This window comes from Micromonospora sp. NPDC047187 (genome assembly GCF_040643355.1).
Taxonomy (GTDB): Bacteria; Actinomycetota; Actinomycetes; order Mycobacteriales; family Micromonosporaceae; genus Micromonospora; species Micromonospora salmantinae.
The window spans coordinates 451344-469437 of the sequence record NZ_JBEYUF010000002.1 but is presented as its reverse complement, the minus strand read 5'-3'; the positions used below and the strand labels follow the sequence as shown (position 1 = coordinate 469437).

The window sequence follows — 18094 nt, the reverse complement described above, 5'->3', positions numbered from 1 at the left end:
GAAGACTCGCCGGGCCCCCACGCCCCTCGGGTTAGGAGTCACACATGTCGCGCCGCCTCTTCACCTCCGAGTCGGTCACCGAAGGTCATCCCGACAAGATCGCCGACCAGATCAGCGACGGGATCCTCGACGCGCTACTGGCGCAGGACCCGCACAGCCGGGTCGCCGTCGAAAGCCTGATCACCACCGGCCAGGTCCACGTCGCGGGCGAGGTCACCACGCAGGCCTACGCCGACATCCCGCGCATCGTGCGGGAGACGGTCCTGGGCATCGGGTACGACTCGTCGAAGAAGGGCTTCGACGGCGCCTCCTGCGGCGTCAGCATCTCGATCGGTGCCCAGTCGCCCGACATCGCGCAGGGCGTCGACACGGCGATCGAGCTGCGCGACGGTTCGTCCGGCGGTGGGCTCGACGCCCAGGGCGCCGGTGACCAGGGCATGATGTTCGGCTTCGCCTGCTCGGAGACGCCGGAGCTGATGCCGCTGCCGATCGCGCTGGCCCACCGGCTGGCCCGTCGTCTGGCCGCCGTCCGCAAGGACGGCACGGTGCCCTACCTGCGGCCGGACGGCAAGACCCAGGTCACCGTCGAGTACGACGGCCTACGCCCGGTCCGGCTCGACACCGTCGTGGTCTCCACGCAGCACGCCGCCCACATCTCCCTCGACGAACTGCTCGCCCCCGACATCCGGAACCACGTGATCACGCCGGAGCTGGAGGCGCTCGACCTCGACACCGAGGGTTACCGGCTGCTGGTCAACCCGACCGGTCGGTTCGAGATCGGTGGCCCGATGGGCGACGCCGGCCTGACCGGGCGGAAGATCATCGTCGACACCTACGGCGGGTACGCCCGACACGGTGGTGGCGCGTTCTCGGGCAAGGACCCGTCGAAGGTCGACCGCTCGGCGGCGTACGCGATGCGGTGGGTGGCGAAGAACGTGGTCGCCGCGGGCCTTGCCGAACGGTGCGAGGCGCAGGTGGCCTATGCGATCGGGAAGGCCCACCCGGTGAGCCTGTTCGTGGAGACGTTCGGCACGGAGACGGTGCCGCTCGACCGCATCGAGAAGGCTATCGGTGAGGTCTTCGACCTGCGTCCGGCGGCGATCATCCGCGACCTGGACCTCCTGCGTCCGATCTACCAGCAGACGGCCGCCTACGGCCACTTCGGCCGTGAACTCCCGGACCTGACCTGGGAGCGCACGGACCGCGCCGCCGACCTCAAGGCCGCTTGTTGAGGAACGTCGCCGGTCGCCAGGGCCTGTTTCATAAGGGCGGTCGAGCCAGTTCTTATGAAACAGGCCCTAGAACGGCGGGCGGCGCGGGCGTGGCACCAACCGGTCGTGTGGCAGCGTCACCAGTGACGCTGCCACCGCCTTGTTGACCGCGTCGATGCGGGAGACCGCGCCGAGCTTCGCGAAGATGCGACGCAGGTGGCTCTTCACAGTGGCCTCGGTCAGGTCGAGTCGCCGTGCGATCTGGGCGTTGGTCATCGCCTCGGCCGCGAGTTGCAGGATCTCCAGCTCGACGGGGGACAGAATGGCGGACTCCGCGTTCTGCACCTGCACGAGGCTCTGACCGGAGACGGAGAGCAGCACCGAGCCGCTGCCGTCCCGGGCCTTGCGGATCGCGGCGACCAGCTCCTCACGGCCCACGCTCTTGAGCAGGTAGGCGCGAACCCCGGCGGCGATCAGACGGCGCAGCAGGTCAGGGCTGTCGTACATGCTGAGGATGACGACCGCGCTGTCGGGCGACACCTCACGGATGCGGCGCACCGTGACCACCGGGTCGTCGCCGGGAATCTCGACGTCGAGCAGCACCACGTCGGGGCGTTCCGACGCCGCCTTGGCGACCGCGGTGGCCGAGTCGCCCGCCTCGTCGACCACGTCGAGGTCGGCGTGCACCTCGAGCACCCAGCGCAGCCCCTCGCGGACGAGAGCGTGGTCGTCGACTATGAGGATGGTGGTGGCGCCGGCGGGAGACCCGCCGTCGGACCGCGTCAACCTAACCCCCAGACCCCATCCCCGCCGCCAGCGTGCACACGATTGGCACCGTATCGCGGACGTGTGACACCACAGCTATCGTGGCGTCCTCCCGACACGAAGAACGCCACGATTGCCGCGCGATTCCGTCAGTCTCGTATGGACAGACGGACCAACTCGCCGATGCCGAGGCCCTTGTTGGCGATGTAGAAGCTGCCGTCGGAAGCGATGGCGAACGACATCGGGGAGTCCAGTCCGGTACTCGCCAACTCCCGGCGGCTACCGTCGCGCTCCACCCGGATCAACGCGCCGGTGGAATCCCCGGAGCTGAGCCCGTTCTTCGCGATCTCCAGCACGACCAGTCGACCCCGCTTGTCGAACGCGATGTCGATGATGTTGGTGAAGCCGGTCGCGAAGATCGTCGGCTCCTGTCCGGGCACGAGCCGCCACACCCGGGCGCCGCCGTTCGGGAAGGGGTGCCCGGTCAGCTGTCCGATGTAGAAGGCGCCGTCCGGCCCACGGGTGATGGTGACCGGCACGAACTGGATCGGCGTCGTCGAGCCGGGCGGCAGACCCCACTCCGGCGGCGCGGGAACCTGCTCCTGCGGCCACACGTGTTCGGCAGTGACCACGCCACGACGGTCGATCTTCAGCAGGTCGTTGGCGGCCGCGTCGAGCGCGTAGACGTCACGCCCGTCGGCGACGACGGCGTACGGCTGGCTCTCCGGAATCACCCCGTCGGGGTTGTTCTGCCCCTCGAAGGCGGAGAGGTCGCCGACGACAGACCAGCGGCGCTTCCCCTCGACCCGGAGGATGGTTCCCATCGTGGCCCCGGCCGCACCGAGCAGGTCGCGCGAGACCGGGTCGGTGCTGTAGCCCATCGCGACCAGGAGCTTGCCCTGCCGATCGAAGGCCAGGTCGTGGGCACCGTAGACGGAGAAGCCGCCGCCGGTGCTACGCAGCGACGGCAGGCCCGTCACGACTCGCTTCTGCCAGCCGTGACGGACCGCCGTGATCGCACCGGTCGAGCCGTAGCAAAGGTTGGTGCCGAACGTGCCGGGGATGCACACGTCGTCGCCGCCGAGCCCGGCCTCGGCGACGTAGACGATGCCGGCCCGGTCGATGGCGACACCGCGAGGGTTGTCGAGGTTGCGGGCGACGACGGTCAGTCGCCCAGTGGTCGAGGTGGCCGCTGTGGCGGGCGCGGCAATGCCGGCCACCAGTACCAGCGGCACAGCCAGCGACAACGTTCGTCGCATCGCGTCGAGCATGGGTTCTCCTCAGCATGCGGGGTTCGGATGCGAACGACGCTGCCGCCGTTGCCTCGAGGCCCGGTGGAGGAAGGCTCGACAGGTCCGCCTACTCCGGCTGGTTGGGAGTGCCCCGCCCCAGCTCATAGGGGGATGTCACGCCCTCGTAGGCGAGGTGCATCACCATGCCGTTGGCCGCGTGGTCGAGGTTGTGACAGTGGTCCATCCAGAGCCCCGGATTGTCCGCCTTGAAGCCGATTTCGTAGATCTCACCGGGGATCACGTCGAGGCTGTCGATCCACCACGGTGACCCGGTCGCGCGGACCCCGTTGCGGGACAGCACCAACGCGTGATGGCCGTGCAGATGCATCGGGTGGTTCTGGTGGCTGCGGTTGACGATCCGCACCTTGACCACGTCGTCCATCCGGACCATGAGCGTCGGCGTGTTGGGAAAGCTGTGCCCGTTGATGATCGGCACCAGGTGGAGGCCCCCGTTGTAGAACGACAGCCGGTCGTCGAGGAGCTGGATGAACGAGCGGTCGTACGACGAGCCCGCGTCGAAGGGCCGGGAGCCGCCAGAGCCGTACGACAGCGGGTCGAACTGGTCCCCGTCGTCGACGATCTTCGGCGTCGAGGTGTCACCCGGTGGCGCCAGGACCAGCCCGGCGTCGCGGTTGGCGAGGTCGGTCAGGCGCACCGGGCCCGCCGGCATCGTGAACGTCACGTCGTAGCGTCCACCGGTCGCCAACCCGAACCGCGGGTCGGTCAGCGGGGTCGGACCGTTGACGTCGACCCCGTCGATCGCCGCCACCCGTACCGGCGTGCCGTTGACCGTCAGGGACCGCGGACGACTGTCGGTGGACGGGTTGTTGTCGGTGTTGATCAGACGCAGCCGCACCGGCGTGCCCGGGGCCACCTCCTGGCGCTGCAAGGTGTCACTGGTGCCGAACGAGACGATGTTGTCGTCGGGCGTACGCCACTCGTGGGCCTGCACGACGAAGTCCCGCTCGCCGGGTGGGGGGCCGTCGCGCGGCTCGACGATCAGCGCGCCGAACAGGCCCCGCCGGATCGCCTCCAGCGGGTTCTGGTGGGTGTGGTACCAGAAGGTGCCGACCTGCTCGGCGATGAACCGGTAGGTGAAGGTGCCGCCCGGCTCCACAGCGTTCTGCGTCGCGCCGGCCACGCCGTCCTCACCGTTGGGGACGTCGAGGCCGTGCCAGTGGATGGTCACGTTCTCGTCGGGGATCTCGTTGTGCAGCGTCACCTCGACGAGGTCGCCCTCACGGACCCGCAACTCCGGCCCGGGCGACTGTCCGTTGTACGTCAGTGCCTTGATCTCGGCGCCGGACGAGAGGCGTACCGTGGCGTTCTTCGCGGTCAGGGTGAATGCCTTGTTGGGCTTGCCGGTCCGCGGCCCGCGCAGCTCGTCGACCGAGGTCCCGCCATGACCACCGTGACCGATCGAGGGGCCGCCGCCGTAGTCGACGTTGTCGTGCGACGCCATGCTCATCCGGTCGGGCAGCCTGCTGCTCTGCGCCACGTAGGTGATGCCGGCGGCGACGACCAGCACCACGACGGCAGCCTGCGCTGTCGCGCGCAGGGCGCTGGCACGCCGGCCACGGCGTGCGAAGTCGGTAGCGGTGACGACCCGCAGGCGACGCCCCTGCCAGAACCACAGCACCAACACCGACAGCAGGATCGGCGCGGCGTGGGTCGCGATGTCGTCGAGGTAGGACGGGACCGGACGGGACACGTACGCGAAGTAGACGCCAATGACCGTCGCCACGGCCGTCACCTGGACCGGCACGACGAATCGGGGATCGGCGGCGGCGGCGCGCGTCTCGACGTCGACCGGTGCGTCGTCGCGGTTGGCCAGGGCGCGCAGGCCCGGCACGGTCCAGATGGCGACGGCCAGCATCGGCAACAGCAGGAGCGGCATCTGCACGATCACGCGGTTGTCGGCAAAGATCCAGTCGACGGCGAGCATCAGCCCGATCGCGACGCACTTGACGACCAGCACCACAAGCGCGGCGACGAGCAGACGCAGCAGCCGACGGGCGCTCTTGCGCAGCGCCTCGGGCGTCGGGCGCCAGGCCAGCCGCGTGGCGAGGATCGCCGCGGACAGCCAGATCAGGAACAGGACCCCGGCCAGGATCCCGTCGGCGTTCTCTCCGACCTCAAACATGACGCCAACATACGGAGGATGCGCACCACCCGGCATCCGTTGAGGAACGGCCGGTGCGTACGGCGATCGCCGTAGCCGGCACCGCCCGCGAAACAACTGCCGTAGTCAGCTGCCGGGCGCGACGAGCCCCGTCTGGTAGGCGAGAACGACGAGTTGCGCGCGGTCACGGACGCGGAGCTTGACCATGGCTCGATGGACGTGGGTACGGGCCGTGGCCGGGCTCATCGACAGCCGGCGCCCGATGTCCTCGTTCGTCAGCCCGTTGGCCACCAGGCTCATCACCTCGCGCTCGCGGTCGGTCAACACCGCCAGCCGGCCGCCGTCGACCGGCGTCGGCGCGACCTTGCTGACGAACGCGCTCACCAGCCGACTCGTCACCCGCGGCGAGATCAACATGTCGCCGCCGGCCACCACCCGCACAGCCTGACGCAGCTCGTCAGGCTCGATGTCCTTGAGCAGGAACCCGCTCGCGCCGGCGCGCAGCGCCTCGAAGACGTACTCGTCGAGCTCGAAGGTGGTCAGGACGATGACCCGCACGGCCGGGAACCGCTCGACGATCGCGGCCGTCGCCCGCACGCCGTCGAGCACCGGCATTCGCACGTCCATCAACACGATGTCCGGCCGGGTCGCGGCGACCATCTCGACAGCCTGGGCGCCGTTGGATGCCTCGCCGACCACCTCCAGGTCGTCGCTGTGGTCGAGCAGGCCCCGGAAGCCGGCCCGCACGAGTGTCTGGTCGTCCGCCAGCACCATCCGGATCGTCACGCTGTCTCCTCCACCTCGACCGGCAGCCGCGCGGCCACTCGGAACCCACCGCCCTGCGGCCGGGGCCCGACCTCGAGCGACCCGCCGGCCGCCGTGGCCCGTTCCCGCATGCCGGCCACCCCGTGCCCCCGCCGGCTCGCCCCGGGCCCGACCCCGTCGTCGACGATCTCCACAGTGACGGCGTCACCCGCGTAGGCGATGGTGACGTCGACGGTCGTCGCTCCGGCGTGTTTGACAGTGTTGGTGATCGACTCCTGCACGATCCGGTAGACCGAGAGCGCCACCTCCGGCGGGATCGGGCGCGGGGTGCCGGCGATTCCCGACCGCACCTTCACGCCGGCCTGTTCGGCGACCGCGAAGACTCGCGCCAGATCGGGCACCTCCCCGGCGTCGCGGAGCATGCCGATCGCCGAGCGCACCTCGTGCATGGCGTCGCGTGCCGCGCCCCGGATGCTCCGCAGCGCGGCCCGCGCCTCGGCCGGCTTGCTGTCGAAGATGTCGTCGGCGAGGCTCGCCTGCACACTGATCGCGGCGATCGTGTGACCGAGTACGTCGTGGACCTCGCGGGCGATGCGGAGCCGCTCCTGGGCGACCTCGTGTTGACGCTCCTGGCGCATCACGGCGAGACGCTGCTGCGCCTCGGCCAGCCGGTCCCGGCGGGTGCGGATCGTCTCGGCGAGCAGCACCACGGCCGCGAGCAGCGAGCCCTCTTCGAGGGTGGCCGAGAGGGCGGGAAAGAAACCCTCGCCGAGCAGCGTGTACCGCATGATCAGCTCAAGGACGACGAAGAACCCGGCGACGACGAGCGCCCAGGTGAACCGGCCGGCGGCCGCCACGGAGAAGAGGGCGGCGGCCAGCGGGAGTGCGGGCGGGATGCCCGGGTACTCGAGCGCGTAGTAGATCATCAGCGCGGTGACCGAGCCGACCAGCACCAGCAGCGGCCAGCGGCGCCGGAAGACCAGCAGCAGCCCGATCACCGCGCCGATCGCGTAGGCGCGCGCGTCCGGCGGCCGGGCGCCGGGCTCGTCGGCGACCCGGATCGCCACCGCCACGACGGCCGCGACGACGACCGCGACGAGGGCATCGATCGCGGTTCGTCTGACGGCCGGGTTCATGTCCGCAACGGTACGACGCGCGCACGGTCCGTTAGCGAGGGCCCCTTCCCAACCGGAAACCGTCAGCAAGGGGCCCGTCGGCTCAGCCGCGGCGGAGCGAGAGCAGGGTCTGCCCGGTGGGGATCACCGTGCTGCCGTCCACCTGGAGCCCGGCCTTCTCGCCCAGTTCGGCGTACTCGCGCCAGGTCCTCGCCTTGCCCGCCATGAGCGAGAGGAGGCGCAGGTCCATCTGGGTGATGAACATCAGCCGAGCCGGGTCGTCGGGGAAGTTGTCGTTCTCGTCCTTCACGAGGATCTGGACGATCAGCACCTTTCCGGTCGTGCCGATCGCGTCCGCCGCCCGCTGGAGGATCTTCTCGGCGGCGCTGTCGTTCCAGTCGTGCAGGACGTTCGACAGGATGTAGACGTCGGCGCCGGCCGGGAGCGGGTCGAAGATGCTCCCGCTGACGACCTCGGCGCGGTCGGCGATGCCCGCCGCCTCGAACCGGGCCCGGCCCTGCTCGACGACACCCGGCAGGTCGACCACTGTGCCGCGCAGGTGCGGCTGGGCCTTGAGGATCTCGGTGAGCAGGGCGCCGGTGCCGCCGCCGACGTCGATGACGTGGTTGACGGTGCTCCAGTCGTAACCCTGGACGACCTGGTCGAAGTAGCTCGCGTGGGTGGCCATCAGCGCGCCGAACGAGGTGGCCCGGTCGGGGTTGGTGGCCAGGTCGTCCCAGAACTCGATGCCGTAACGCACTGGGTACGCCGCGTCGCCGGTGCGGATCGAGTGGGTCAGCGAGCTGAACGTGCCCTCGATCCGGCCGGCCATCGAGTCGACGTCGAGCCAGGGACGTTGGGCGGCGGGGTGGTCGGTCTTGAGGAACTCGGCGGCTTCCGTCAGGGCGTACACCCGCGGCTCGGTCTCCTTGAAGACGCCGCGGACCGCGAGGTAGCGCAGCAGCCGGTGCAGCGCGTCGGGATTGGCCTTCGTCGCCGCGGCGAGCTCGTCGAGCGTGGTGGTGCCCGCGGCGATCAGGTCGGCGAGGCCGAGCGTCGCCGCGGCCCGCACTGCCCACGGCGTGATCGTGTCGGTCAGCGAGTAGAGATTGACCCGATTTTCCGTCATGGCGGCGAGCTTCGACGACGGCGCTCGAGACCTGCTCGAAGCCGCGTCGATCGACCGGTTCTCCAGCCGGGTTCGAGTGGGCGGGCGCAGGCTGCGCCTGTCACGGCCGCCATGCGAAGGGGACACGATGGGCGCCAGCCACCAGGAGCGCGGAGCGATCGAGGTCATTCAGGACCTCATGCAGCAGAAGTGGGTCTACGAGCTGTTCGGCGAGATCGGCGCGCGCCAGGGTGCCTCGGCCGCGCACGTCGAGCAACTGAGGGCGGTCGACGCCGCCGCGCACGTGTTCTGGCCGTTCCAGGCACCGCCGTTTCCGGTGATCGCGGCCACCGCCAGCGGATCGACCTTGACCGACATCGACGGCAACGACTACCTCGACTGCCACATGGGATACGGCGCTCAGGCGCTGCACGGGCACAACCCGGCGCCGGTCGTCGACTTCGTCCGCGAGCACCTCGGCAAGGGCACCGGCAACGGCTACACCAACGCGTTGGAGCTGGAGCTGGCGACGCTGCTGCGGGAACTCCTCCCGCACAACGAGAAGTTCGCCTTCCAACACTCGGGTACGGGCGCCACCCAGTCGGCGATCCGGCTCTGCCGTGCCCACACCGGGCGGCGGATGGTCGCCAAGTTCGAGGGCACCCTGCACGGGTCCCACGACCTGGCCGTCCACAACACCGCCCCCTGGTATCACGGGCATCCCGCGGTGCCGTTCCCGGAGATCGGCAAGGACGGCATTCCGCTGGTCTCGGCGTTCGCCGGCGTCACCCCGGCCGAGCCGCGTGACCTGCTGATCCTGCCCAACGACACAGCGCTCGCGGTCGAGTTGATCGAGCGCCACGCGGGCGAGTTGGCGTGCATCCTGGCCGAGCCGGCCGCCTCGTCGTTCCCGTTCGAGGAGACGACGATCCCGATGATCCGCGAGGTGGCGGTGGCCGCCCAGCGGCTCGGGGTGCCGTTCATCCTCGACGAGGTGCTGACGGGCTTCCGTTCGGGGCTCGGCGGCGCCGCGCAGAAGTTCGACATCCCGACCGACCTCGTCACCTACGGCAAGGTGATCAGCGGGCTCGGGCTGCCGCTGTCGGCGATCGGCGGTCGGGCCGACATCCTCGACATCTCGCAGACCAGTGGGCAGTCCTGGACCGACTTCGGCCAGAAGACCGGCCTGCAGGGCAGCCACACCGGCAACTACCTGTCGGTGGCGGCGTCGCTGGCCACGCTCCAGTTGCTTCGCGACAAGGGGCCCGCCTACTACACCGACCTGCGGGCCAAGGTCGACCGGGTCCAGGCGCGGCTGGCCGCGTTCCGGGCGGCCGAGGGGATCCCGCTGCGCATGGTGGGGTTCGGCGACTACATCGGGTGCTTCCAGTTCCTTCCGGAAGACTCCTACACCGACTACCGGGTCTACTCGCGGGCACTCAACCCGGCGACGTTCATCCTCACGCTGCTGCTGCGCAAGCGCGGCATCTACACGCTCGGCATGCCGATGCTCTTCGCCGGCGGCGCTCACAGCGACGCCGACGTCGACCGGCTGACCGACGCCGTGCTGGAGAGCACCTTGGAGCTTCGCGCCAACGACTTCCCCTTCGACCTGGCGTGGCCGGCGACGTCCGCGTGGGGCTCCGGTTCGTCCGAGTGGGGTTCGGGTTCCTCCGACTGGTCGTAACCACCTCTGCGCCATCGGGCCCGGGTCAGCTCCTGACCCGGGCCCTCCTCATGTGCCGTACTGGTCATACGCAAATAGCCGTACTTGACTAATCGTACGCGAACGCGTGTAGTCGAAGGGTGGGTCCGCTGTCGACCCCGTCCGACTTCAGGAGGAACGCGATGACGGAGAGCTGGACCGACGAACGCAGCGCCGCCCCACCCAATCCGCGCCGATGGCTGATCCTGGCCGTCATCCTGGCCGGGGCATTCATGATTCTGCTGGCAACGACGATCGTCAATGTCGCCATCGCGCCGATCCAGCGCGACCTCCGGTCGACCTACACGGCCATGGAGTGGGTCATCGCCGGCTACGCGCTCGGCTACGGCCTCTTGCTCATCCCCGCCGGCCGGATCGGCGACCGCTTCGGCCACCGCAAACTGTTCCTCACCGGCGTCGCGGGGTTCACGCTCGCGTCGGCGGCGTCGGCGCTCGCTGCCACACCCGGTCAACTGATCGCGTTCCAGGTGGTGCAGGGCATGATGGCCGGCATCCTCAACCCGCCGGTGCTGGCGCTGATCCAGACCACGTTCCCGGCGAAGGAGACCGGCAAGGCGTACGGGATCTACGGCGCGATCGGCGGCATCGCGACGGCCAGCGGCCCCCTCCTCGGCGGCCTGCTGATCGCGTGGGACCTCAACGGCTGGGACTGGCGGCCGGTGTTCCTGCTCAACGTGCCGATCGGCCTGGCCACGTTCATCGCCGCGCTGATCCTGGTGCCCGAGTCGCGGGGCCGCCGCGGTGGTCTCGACGTGATCGGCATGCTGCTCGTCTCGGTCGCCGTTCTGCTGCTGGCCGTCCCCCTGGTCGAGGGCCAGCGCCTGGGTTGGCCGGCATGGACGTTCGTCTCGATGGCAGCGGCGCTGCCCGCGCTGGCCGTCTTCGCGGTGTGGGAGTTGCGCCGTGCCCGACGCGCCCAGGTCCCGCTGGTGAGCATGCGCCTCTTCGCGCACCGCTCGTTCTCCGCCGGCGTCGGCATCAGCCTCTGCTACTTCGCGGGCTTCATCGGCCTGCTCTTCGCGCTCTCGCTGCACCTGCAGATCGGCCTGGAGAAGTCCGCCCTGACGACGGGCCTGATCCTGCTGCCGTTCTCGTTCGGCACACTGGTCGGCGCGGCCATCTCCGACAACGTCGCCCGGGCGCTCGGTCGTGGCGTCCTGATGCTCGGCGCGGGCATCGTGATCGTCGGCATGGTGGGCATCATCGCCACGATCCACTGGTGGGGCTCCGGCCTGGAGCTACTGCCGGCCCTGCTCTTCGCCGGCTTCGGCTCGGGCCTGGTGATCGCGCCGAGCGTCGAGATCGTGCTGGCCGGCGTGCCCTGGCAGGACGCTGGCGCGGCCAGCGGTGTGCTCGGCACCGCCCAGCGTCTCGGCCAGGCGATCGGTGTCGCGGTGGCCGGCGTGGTCCTCTTCGGAACGCTCGGCTCCTACTCGGGGACGGCCGCCGAGAAGGCGAGCCCGGAGCTCCAGGCATCGCTCGTGGCGGCGGGCCTGCCGCCGGCCGAGGCGAGCGCGGCGACGACCACCTTCGCCGACTGTTTCATCCGCCAGTCGCGTGCGTCGGATCCGACGGCCACGCCGCCCGGCTGCGCCGACTCGGCGCCGGGTCCGGTCGGCGCGGCCTTCGACAGCGCGGCCACGTCGGCGCTGGAGACCAACTTCAACCGGGCGGTCCAGTGGACCGTCGGCGTCGTCCTGGTCGGTGTGATCCTCACGTTCCTTCTCGTCTACCTGCTGCCCCGCCGGCCCGAAGAGCCCTGGGCCGAGGCGAGCAAGCCCGATTGGAACGTGACCACTCAGCCCGAGCCCGCTCAGTGACATGCCGCCAGCCCCGGCCCCGGAGGTGCCACCGCGGCCGGGGCTGGCACCGTCACGAGGTAGTCATCGAGGTCGGTTGGTTGGCCATCAGCTTGGGCAACTGGTCGAGCAGCTCGTCGTGCCAGGCGAGCTCGGTACGGAGCCGGAGCTCGGTATGACGGAAGGTCGTCCACTCCAGACCGCGGATGTGCGGCGCCGCCAGCTCTCGGAGCGCGAGCCACGAGTCGAGCTGCTCGGCGAGGGCCTTCCGCCGCGCCACGATGATCGTGCGCAGCGCGTCCTCTCCGAGGTCGATCACGTTCTGCAGGGCCAGGTCGACCGGGTCGTGACGGAGCTTGGTGTCGCGCAGCGCCTCGTCGCGGTGGTCGATCAGCTCCGCCGCGCCGGCCGAGGTGAGCGCGTAGATCGTGCGGGCGGGCCGGTTGCCCTCCTGCTCGGTCCGGACCGCCTCGATGACGCCCTCGACCTGCATTCGGTGCAGCGCGCCGTAGAGCGACCCCGGCTTGACGTCGCTCCACAGCTCGGTACGGTCGACCTGGGCCGCCCGGCGGATCTGGTGCCCATGCATGGGGCCCCCGCGCGCGAGCGCTCCGAGTACGAACAGGCGAGTGCTATTCACGGCATTAGTCCAACACGAGTGCCCGTTTGCGGGCAAGTTACCCAGAGCAATCCTTGAGCGGCCTGCTATCCGTGAAACGTCGGGTCGCAGAGCCTCGGCAGGACGATCAGCGAAGCCGCGATCGCCCTGTTGACCGCGTCGATCCGGGACACCGCGCCAAGTTTGGCGAAGATGTTGCGCAGGTGGCGCTTGACCGTCGCCTCCGACAGGCAGAGCCGGCCGGCGATCTGCGCGTTGCTCATCGCCTGACCGACCAACTGCAGGACCTCGCGCTCACGGTCCGACAGTGTGCTGTGCACCGGCCCTTGCACCTGGGTCAGGCTCTCCCGCGACACCGCCAGCATCACCGGCGCGTCATCGGCGCAGGCGCCACGGATCGCCGCCACCAACTCCTGGCGCGTCGAGTTCTTCAGCAGGTAGCCGCAGATGCCCAGGGTCAACAACTCGCGCAACAGCGTCGGGCCGTCGAACATGCTGAGGATGATGACCCGGCTCGCCGGCGCGACGTCACGGATCCGGCGGACCGTGGTGGTCACCCCGTCGCCGGGGATCTGCACGTCGAGCAGCACGATGTCGGGCTGACGGATTCGGATCTCGTTGATCGCTGCGCCGCTGTCACCGGCCTCGCCGACGACCACGAGGTCGCGCTGGGCGTCGAGGATCTCCCGGAGGCCGTCGCGCACCACGACGTGGTCGTCGACCAGCACGATGCGGGTCGGCTCGATCATCGTGACGGTCACCGGCCGACCCCCGCCTCGACGGACAGCAGCGGCACGACGAGCTCGACCGAAGCGCCCTGGTGGCTCACCGCGCGCACCGCGAGGCGACCGCCGACGACCGCCGCGCGCTCAGCCATCGCGCGCAGGCCGGAGCCGTCGCGAGCCGCCGCGACGTCGAAGCCCACCCCGTCGTCCGCCACGGTCGCCCGCAGCTCGTGCGGGGTGATGTCGATTACCGAATGGATCACCCGAGCGCCGGAGTGCGCCACCGCGTTGCGCAACGCTTCGCGGACGACCAGGAACACCTCGTCGAGCACCTCGGGAGGCACCCACGACTCGTCGCCGTTGATCTCGGTGTGCAGACGTGTCTCGCCCGTTTCGACGGTCGACAGGAAGTTGGCCAGCGCCTCGTCGAGTGACCCGAGCGGCTGAGAGAGCCGAAGGTCGGCGATGAGTACACGCAGATAGCCGACCGCGTCGTGGAGCGACTCCCGGGCGATGACCACCCGACGGTCCACGTCGTCGTGGCGTCGTTCCTGGGCGAGTTCGTGGGCCTCCAGGTTGCGGTACGCCGCACTGAGGCTGTGGCCCAGCCGGTCGTGCAGCTCGCGCGCGATCAACGAACGCTCGGCGATCTGCGCCTGGTGGACCTCGTTCATCAGGCCGGCGGCATAGCGCGAACTCGCGTCGGCCAGCCGGGTCAGTGTCGTACGGGTGAGCGCGTCGGCGACCAGCGCCAGTATCGCGCCCTGGTCGGGCTGGCCAGTCAACTGCTCCAGCGCGTCGGCCAACACGATGTCGGCAAGCGCGACGACCGCGCGAAAACACTCGCTTGGGTGAAGCTCGACGTCCTCGGTGGACACTGTCGGCGGCGGTGTCGACAGCGGGTCGGTGGTCTCACGGCGAATCTCGGCCGTCGTCTCCCGGAGCAGAACGTCGGCCTGCGCCGCGTAGCTGTCGATCAGGCCAGCGGCCCCTTCGAAGTCGTCACTCACAGCGGCGAGACGCTGACGGTAGGCGGCAAGAATCGGTTGATGCCTGCGTTCGAGAACCTCGGCAGCGGTCCTCCGCAGCGCATTGTTTCCAACAACCATTGCGGATCCCCCGGTGTGTGCCCTATTGCTCCCCAGGTGCGGGCTCGCGCGGCTCTCCCCAGCGCCGGCTGCCCGCCGTGTCGCCGACCCCCCCATGCGTGGGCGACAAAGCACTCAGATCGGATCGGCCTCTTATGAGTTGTCACGGCCGACTACTCGCACGAGTCTACGGTCTCACCGCGCGTCGTTGGAAGCATCGAAGCTTAGCTTTTGGTAGTCACACCAAAACTTAAGGTGAAATCCATATTTGGCCGCGACCAGTTTTCGACGGCGCGTCGAGGGACCTCCCCGACAGTTCACCCGAGACCTCGACCACCAGGAGTGGAGCGACCAATGGTGAGCAGACGCAACGTCATGAAGGCCGGTGCCACCGCGGGAGCAGCCGCGCTGGTCACGGCCACCGCGGCGGCAGCGGCGCGCGGTTCCACCCCGTCCGCGACACCGGCCCACGGCACCCACACCGGCCACGGTAAGACTGCACACGTCGCGGCCGTCACCGCCCCGTTCGCTGTCCGGATGCCGATACCGCCAGTGCAGCAGCCCATCGCCTCGGTAGCCAACACCGACTTCTACCTCGTTTCCACCCGTAAGGCTCAAGCGGAGATCCTGCCCGGGACGCGTACCGAAGTGTTGACCTATGACGGGCTCTTTCCCGGCCCGACGTTCCGGGTCAAGACGGGCCGGCTCGCGGTCATCGCCCACAGCAACCACCTCGACATGCCGACCGCGGTGCACGTGCACGGAGGCCACACACCGTCGAGCAGCGACGGGTTCCCCACCGATGTGCTGGACCCGGGGAAGAGCCGGATCTACAACTACCCCAACAAACAACGGGCAGCCACGCTCTGGTACCACGACCACGCCCATCACATGGAGGCCGAGCACGTGTTCCGCGGGCTCGCCGGCTTCTTCCTGATCGACGACCCGGCCCAGGCCGAACTTCGGTTGCCCACCGGCAACCACGACATTCCGATCATGTTGCGCGACGCGCGGTTCGCCGACGACGCGAGCCTGGTCTTCGAACACGACGACTTCCAGTTCCGCAACACGATCCTCGTCAACGGCAAGCCGCAGCCCTACTTCCCGGTGGCCGCCCGCAAGTACCGGCTGCGCTTCGTCAACGCGTCCAACCTCCGCACGTTCACCCTGCGGCTCGGCAACGACACCGAGGTCGCCCAGATCGCGAGTGACGGTGGGCTGCTCGCCGGGCCGACGCCGATCCGCTCGTGGAGCCTGACGCCCGGCGAGCGGGTCGAGATCGTCGTCGACTTCGGCGCGTTCCCGGTCGGCAGCCAGGTCTTCCTCGACGACGCGGTGGCCGGGCCGGTGCTGCGCTTCGACATCAACCGGGCCGCCGCCGACACCAGCCGGGTGCCCGACCGGCTGAGCACCATCCCCGCGCTGCCGGAGGCCACGAAGGAGCGGGCGTTCACGCTCAACTTCAACCCGTCAACCGGCCAGTTCCTCATCAACGGGCAGCAGTTCGACGCCGAACGGGTTGATACCGAGATCAAACGCAACACGACCGAGGTGTGGACCGTGACGAACGGCGACACGCTCTTCGGCATCCCGCACAACTTCCACCCCCACCTGGTTCAGTTCCGGGTGCTGACCCGCAACGGTCAGCCGCCGGCGCCGGGCGAGGCCGGGGTGAAGGACACCATCGCGGTGGGACCGGGCGAGACGGTCCGACTCCAGGCGACATTTGGGCCGTACCTTGGCCGATATGTCTACCATTGCCACATGATCGACCATTCGGCGAGTGGGATGATGGCACAGATGAAGATCGTTCCCTGACCCCTGAGAAAGGTTTCTTGTGCCCTCGGCAGAGAAGACTGTGCAGATCGGACGGACCCCTGAGGTCGTCTTCGCCTTTCTCGCCCGTGGCGAGAACGACGCGCGCTGGCGTCCCAACGTGCTCGACGTCGCGCGCGTCTCCGGCGAGGGGGTCGGCGCTCGCTACAAACAGGGACTCAAGGGCCCCGGTGGGAGCCGCATCCCGGCCGATTACGAGGTGACCGGGTTCGAGCCGGGTCGACGTCTGGCGTTCCAGGCAACCGGCAACGTGGTACGCACCCAGGGCGAATACACGCTCACCCCGGCCGACGGCGGTGGGACGCGGCTCACGCTGAAGCTGGCGTGGCAGCCGAGCGGGCTGTCGCGCTTCCTCGGCCCGGTCGTCGGCAAGACGTTCGAGGAGGAGATCGCCGCCCTCGACACCCTTCGCGACCTGCTGGAGAGCGAGACCTGAGCGCAGCGTGGCCCGGTACCGCCGGCGGCAACCGGCGCCAGCGGATGTCACCCGCGGGCCCGGAGCCAATGGCTCCGGGCCCTCCTGCTGTGGAACTCAGGGGCTGGTGCAGGTGACGTTGCTGGGTGCGGTGGCACCGTTGCCAGTGGCGGTGAACCCGAAGGTGGTGGACGCGTTCGGGCCAACTGTGCCGTTGTACGCGGCGTTCCTGACGGTGACGCTGCCGGTGGTGCCGGTGTTGGTGCCGCTCCAGAGACTGCTGATGGCCTGACCACTGGCCAGGGTCAGGCCCACCGTCCAGCCGTTCAGGGGCGCGGTGGAGTTGTTGGCAACTGTCACCTCAGCCTGGAACCCGCCGGGCCAGGTGTTGAGCGTCCGGTAGGTGGCAGCGCAGGTGCCGGGCTCCCCGGTCGGCGGCGGGGTGGTCGGCGGATCGGTGGGCGGCGGGTCGGTCGGCGGCGGGGTCGTCGGCGGCGTGGTCGACTCGAACTGGCTAAAGAACCTCCAGATCTCACCCGAGGTCCAGGTCCGCGAGTCGTTGGGGCTGCCCGACCCGTCCACCGGGCTTGGGGTGTGGTCCCCGTCGAAGGCCGCCCACTGCACCGGGTAGCCGGCCCGGCAACCCGAGTAGGCGGTGGTGATGTGGGTCAGGCTGCCCCGGCTCGGCTCGCGCGGGCTCTGCGCGGTGCAGCCGTTGTTGCGCACGAACGTGTCGCGCAGCTGCCGACCCTGGGAGATGTTCAGCACGCTGTCGTAGATGCCGTGGATGCCGAAGTAGGCGACCGGCTGGGTGCCCCCGTTGCATCCGCTGAGGTTGGCGCCGGATATGACGGTGACCGCACGGATGACAGTGGGCCGGGCACAGGCCACCGCGTAACTCATCGCCCCGCCGTAGCTCCAGCCCAGGGCGAAGCGCTGGGTGGTGTCCACGCAGAGATCATTCTCGATCTGCCGGGAGATGTCGTCGAAGAGGGTCAGGTCGCGCCCGTTGGTGTTGGCCCAGCCGGCGTTGAGACCCTGTGGAGCGACGAAGATCGCGCTGTTGTTCGACAGCGGCTGGAGCCCGTAGTAGCCGGCCGAGGTGACGTTGTTGGCCGAGCCGTTCAACCAGTGGAAGCCGAAGATCAGCCGGTACTGACGGTTCCGGTCGTACCCGTCCGGGATCCGCAGGTTGTACGTACGACTCTGGCCGCTGCTCTGAATCGTCCGCGTTCCGCTGGCGAGTGTGGGGGCCTTGCCGCAGCCGGCGGTCGCCGCGAGGGTGCCGTTGGTGGCGGCCACTGCCGTCGCACCGAAGCCGCCGCTCAACGCGCCGCCGGTGGTGGCCGCGAGGAGAAGCGCCGCAGCCGCGATGGATGGGAGGAAGAATCTACGTTTGAGCATTGCTTGGGCTCCTTGCCGTTCGACGACCAACCATGGTCGCCTGGCATTGACGGGGGCCCGGACTGGTCACCGACCGGGAAGGCGGCGGAAGGGGCGTGCCCCTC

15 protein-coding genes are annotated in these 18094 nt (G+C 69.5%); 5 read left to right on the top strand and 10 right to left on the bottom strand.

Features of this window, described 5'->3' with window-relative positions:
• Positions 1 to 44 precede the first annotated feature (44 nt).
• Positions 45 to 1232, top strand: coding sequence for a methionine adenosyltransferase (gene metK / locus ABZ794_RS06700; protein ID WP_238683686.1), 1188 nt, complete (start codon positions 45 to 47; stop codon positions 1230 to 1232).
• A gap of 66 nt (positions 1233 to 1298) precedes the next feature.
• On the opposite strand, the gene ABZ794_RS06695 is transcribed toward metK, so the two are convergent.
• The 6 genes from ABZ794_RS06695 to ABZ794_RS06670 form a co-directional block, all read right to left on the bottom strand.
• On the bottom strand, positions 1299 to 1997 hold the full coding sequence (locus ABZ794_RS06695) for a response regulator transcription factor (protein WP_181539555.1): 699 nt from the start codon (positions 1995 to 1997) through the stop codon (positions 1299 to 1301).
• A gap of 128 nt (positions 1998 to 2125) precedes the next feature.
• Entirely contained in the window at positions 2126 to 3247 is a 1122-nt protein-coding gene (locus tag ABZ794_RS06690; RefSeq protein ID WP_210781779.1) for a ScyD/ScyE family protein, read from the bottom strand.
• Between the two features lie 88 nt (positions 3248 to 3335).
• Entirely contained in the window at positions 3336 to 5411 is a 2076-nt protein-coding gene (locus ABZ794_RS06685; RefSeq protein ID WP_357514579.1) for a multicopper oxidase family protein, read from the bottom strand.
• 105 nt (positions 5412 to 5516) lie between these two features.
• The gene (locus tag ABZ794_RS06680) at positions 5517 to 6176 is read right to left on the bottom strand and encodes a response regulator transcription factor (protein WP_238690774.1); all 660 of its coding nucleotides are present in this window, start codon (positions 6174 to 6176) and stop codon (positions 5517 to 5519) included.
• A complete protein-coding gene (locus ABZ794_RS06675; RefSeq protein ID WP_357514576.1) occupies positions 6173 to 7291 on the bottom strand; it encodes a sensor histidine kinase in 1119 nt (372 codons plus the stop codon). The genes ABZ794_RS06680 and ABZ794_RS06675 overlap by 4 nt, the downstream gene beginning before the upstream one ends.
• Positions 7292 to 7373: 82 nt before the next feature.
• A complete protein-coding gene (locus tag ABZ794_RS06670) occupies positions 7374 to 8399 on the bottom strand; it encodes a methyltransferase (protein WP_238683692.1) in 1026 nt (341 codons plus the stop codon).
• Positions 8400 to 8526: 127 nt separating this feature from the next.
• Between ABZ794_RS06670 and ABZ794_RS06665 the strand changes: the two genes are divergently transcribed.
• Entirely contained in the window at positions 8527 to 10065 is a 1539-nt protein-coding gene (locus ABZ794_RS06665) for an aminotransferase class III-fold pyridoxal phosphate-dependent enzyme (protein WP_210781775.1), read from the top strand.
• A 161-nt stretch (positions 10066 to 10226) separates the two neighbouring features.
• Positions 10227 to 11924, top strand: a complete 1698-nt coding sequence (locus ABZ794_RS06660) for an MFS transporter (RefSeq protein ID WP_210781774.1) — start codon at positions 10227 to 10229, stop codon at positions 11922 to 11924.
• 52 nt (positions 11925 to 11976) lie between these two features.
• Here ABZ794_RS06660 and ABZ794_RS06655 read toward each other — a convergent pair whose 3' ends face one another.
• The 3 genes from ABZ794_RS06655 to ABZ794_RS06645 form a co-directional block, all read right to left on the bottom strand.
• Complete coding sequence (locus tag ABZ794_RS06655) at positions 11977 to 12543, bottom strand: PadR family transcriptional regulator (protein WP_307850466.1); 567 nt, start codon at positions 12541 to 12543, stop codon at positions 11977 to 11979.
• Positions 12544 to 12608: 65 nt separating this feature from the next.
• Positions 12609 to 13283 carry a response regulator transcription factor gene (locus ABZ794_RS06650; RefSeq protein WP_238690772.1) on the bottom strand — a complete coding sequence of 225 codons (675 nt, stop codon included), beginning with the start codon at positions 13281 to 13283 and terminating at the stop codon, positions 12609 to 12611.
• Positions 13280 to 14257 carry a histidine kinase gene (locus tag ABZ794_RS06645; RefSeq protein ID WP_210781772.1) on the bottom strand — a complete coding sequence of 326 codons (978 nt, stop codon included), beginning with the start codon at positions 14255 to 14257 and terminating at the stop codon, positions 13280 to 13282. Before ABZ794_RS06645 ends, ABZ794_RS06650 begins: the two co-directional genes overlap by 4 nt.
• Before the next feature lie 432 nt (positions 14258 to 14689).
• Between ABZ794_RS06645 and ABZ794_RS06640 the strand changes: the two genes are divergently transcribed.
• Together ABZ794_RS06640 and ABZ794_RS06635 are read left to right on the top strand one after the other, a co-directional pair.
• Complete coding sequence (locus ABZ794_RS06640) at positions 14690 to 16153, top strand: multicopper oxidase domain-containing protein (RefSeq protein ID WP_357514568.1); 1464 nt, start codon at positions 14690 to 14692, stop codon at positions 16151 to 16153.
• Positions 16154 to 16172: 19 nt separating this feature from the next.
• Positions 16173 to 16607, top strand: a complete 435-nt coding sequence (locus tag ABZ794_RS06635) for an SRPBCC family protein (RefSeq protein ID WP_307850464.1) — start codon at positions 16173 to 16175, stop codon at positions 16605 to 16607.
• A gap of 96 nt (positions 16608 to 16703) precedes the next feature.
• Here ABZ794_RS06635 and ABZ794_RS06630 read toward each other — a convergent pair whose 3' ends face one another.
• Positions 16704 to 17990: a cellulose binding domain-containing protein gene (locus ABZ794_RS06630; protein WP_238690769.1), complete on the bottom strand. Its 1287-nt coding sequence runs from the start codon at positions 17988 to 17990 to the stop codon at positions 16704 to 16706.
• Positions 17991 to 18094: the final 104 nt, after the last annotated feature.

What these genes read in the sequence shown, in the direction of transcription:
- metK (WP_238683686.1), top strand. Translation starts at nt 45, where the DNA reads ATGTCGCGCCGCCTCTTCACCTCCGAGTCGGTCACCGAAGGTCATCCC.
- ABZ794_RS06690 (WP_210781779.1), bottom strand. Translation starts at nt 3,247, where the DNA reads ATGCTCGACGCGATGCGACGAACGTTGTCGCTGGCTGTGCCGCTGGTA.
- ABZ794_RS06685 (WP_357514579.1), bottom strand. Translation starts at nt 5,411, where the DNA reads ATGTTTGAGGTCGGAGAGAACGCCGACGGGATCCTGGCCGGGGTCCTG.
- ABZ794_RS06675 (WP_357514576.1), bottom strand. Translation starts at nt 7,291, where the DNA reads ATGAACCCGGCCGTCAGACGAACCGCGATCGATGCCCTCGTCGCGGTC.
- ABZ794_RS06670 (WP_238683692.1), bottom strand. Translation starts at nt 8,399, where the DNA reads ATGACGGAAAATCGGGTCAATCTCTACTCGCTGACCGACACGATCACG.
- ABZ794_RS06665 (WP_210781775.1), top strand. Translation starts at nt 8,527, where the DNA reads ATGGGCGCCAGCCACCAGGAGCGCGGAGCGATCGAGGTCATTCAGGAC.
- ABZ794_RS06660 (WP_210781774.1), top strand. Translation starts at nt 10,227, where the DNA reads ATGACGGAGAGCTGGACCGACGAACGCAGCGCCGCCCCACCCAATCCG.
- ABZ794_RS06640 (WP_357514568.1), top strand. Translation starts at nt 14,690, where the DNA reads ATGGTGAGCAGACGCAACGTCATGAAGGCCGGTGCCACCGCGGGAGCA.
- ABZ794_RS06630 (WP_238690769.1), bottom strand. Translation starts at nt 17,990, where the DNA reads ATGCTCAAACGTAGATTCTTCCTCCCATCCATCGCGGCTGCGGCGCTT.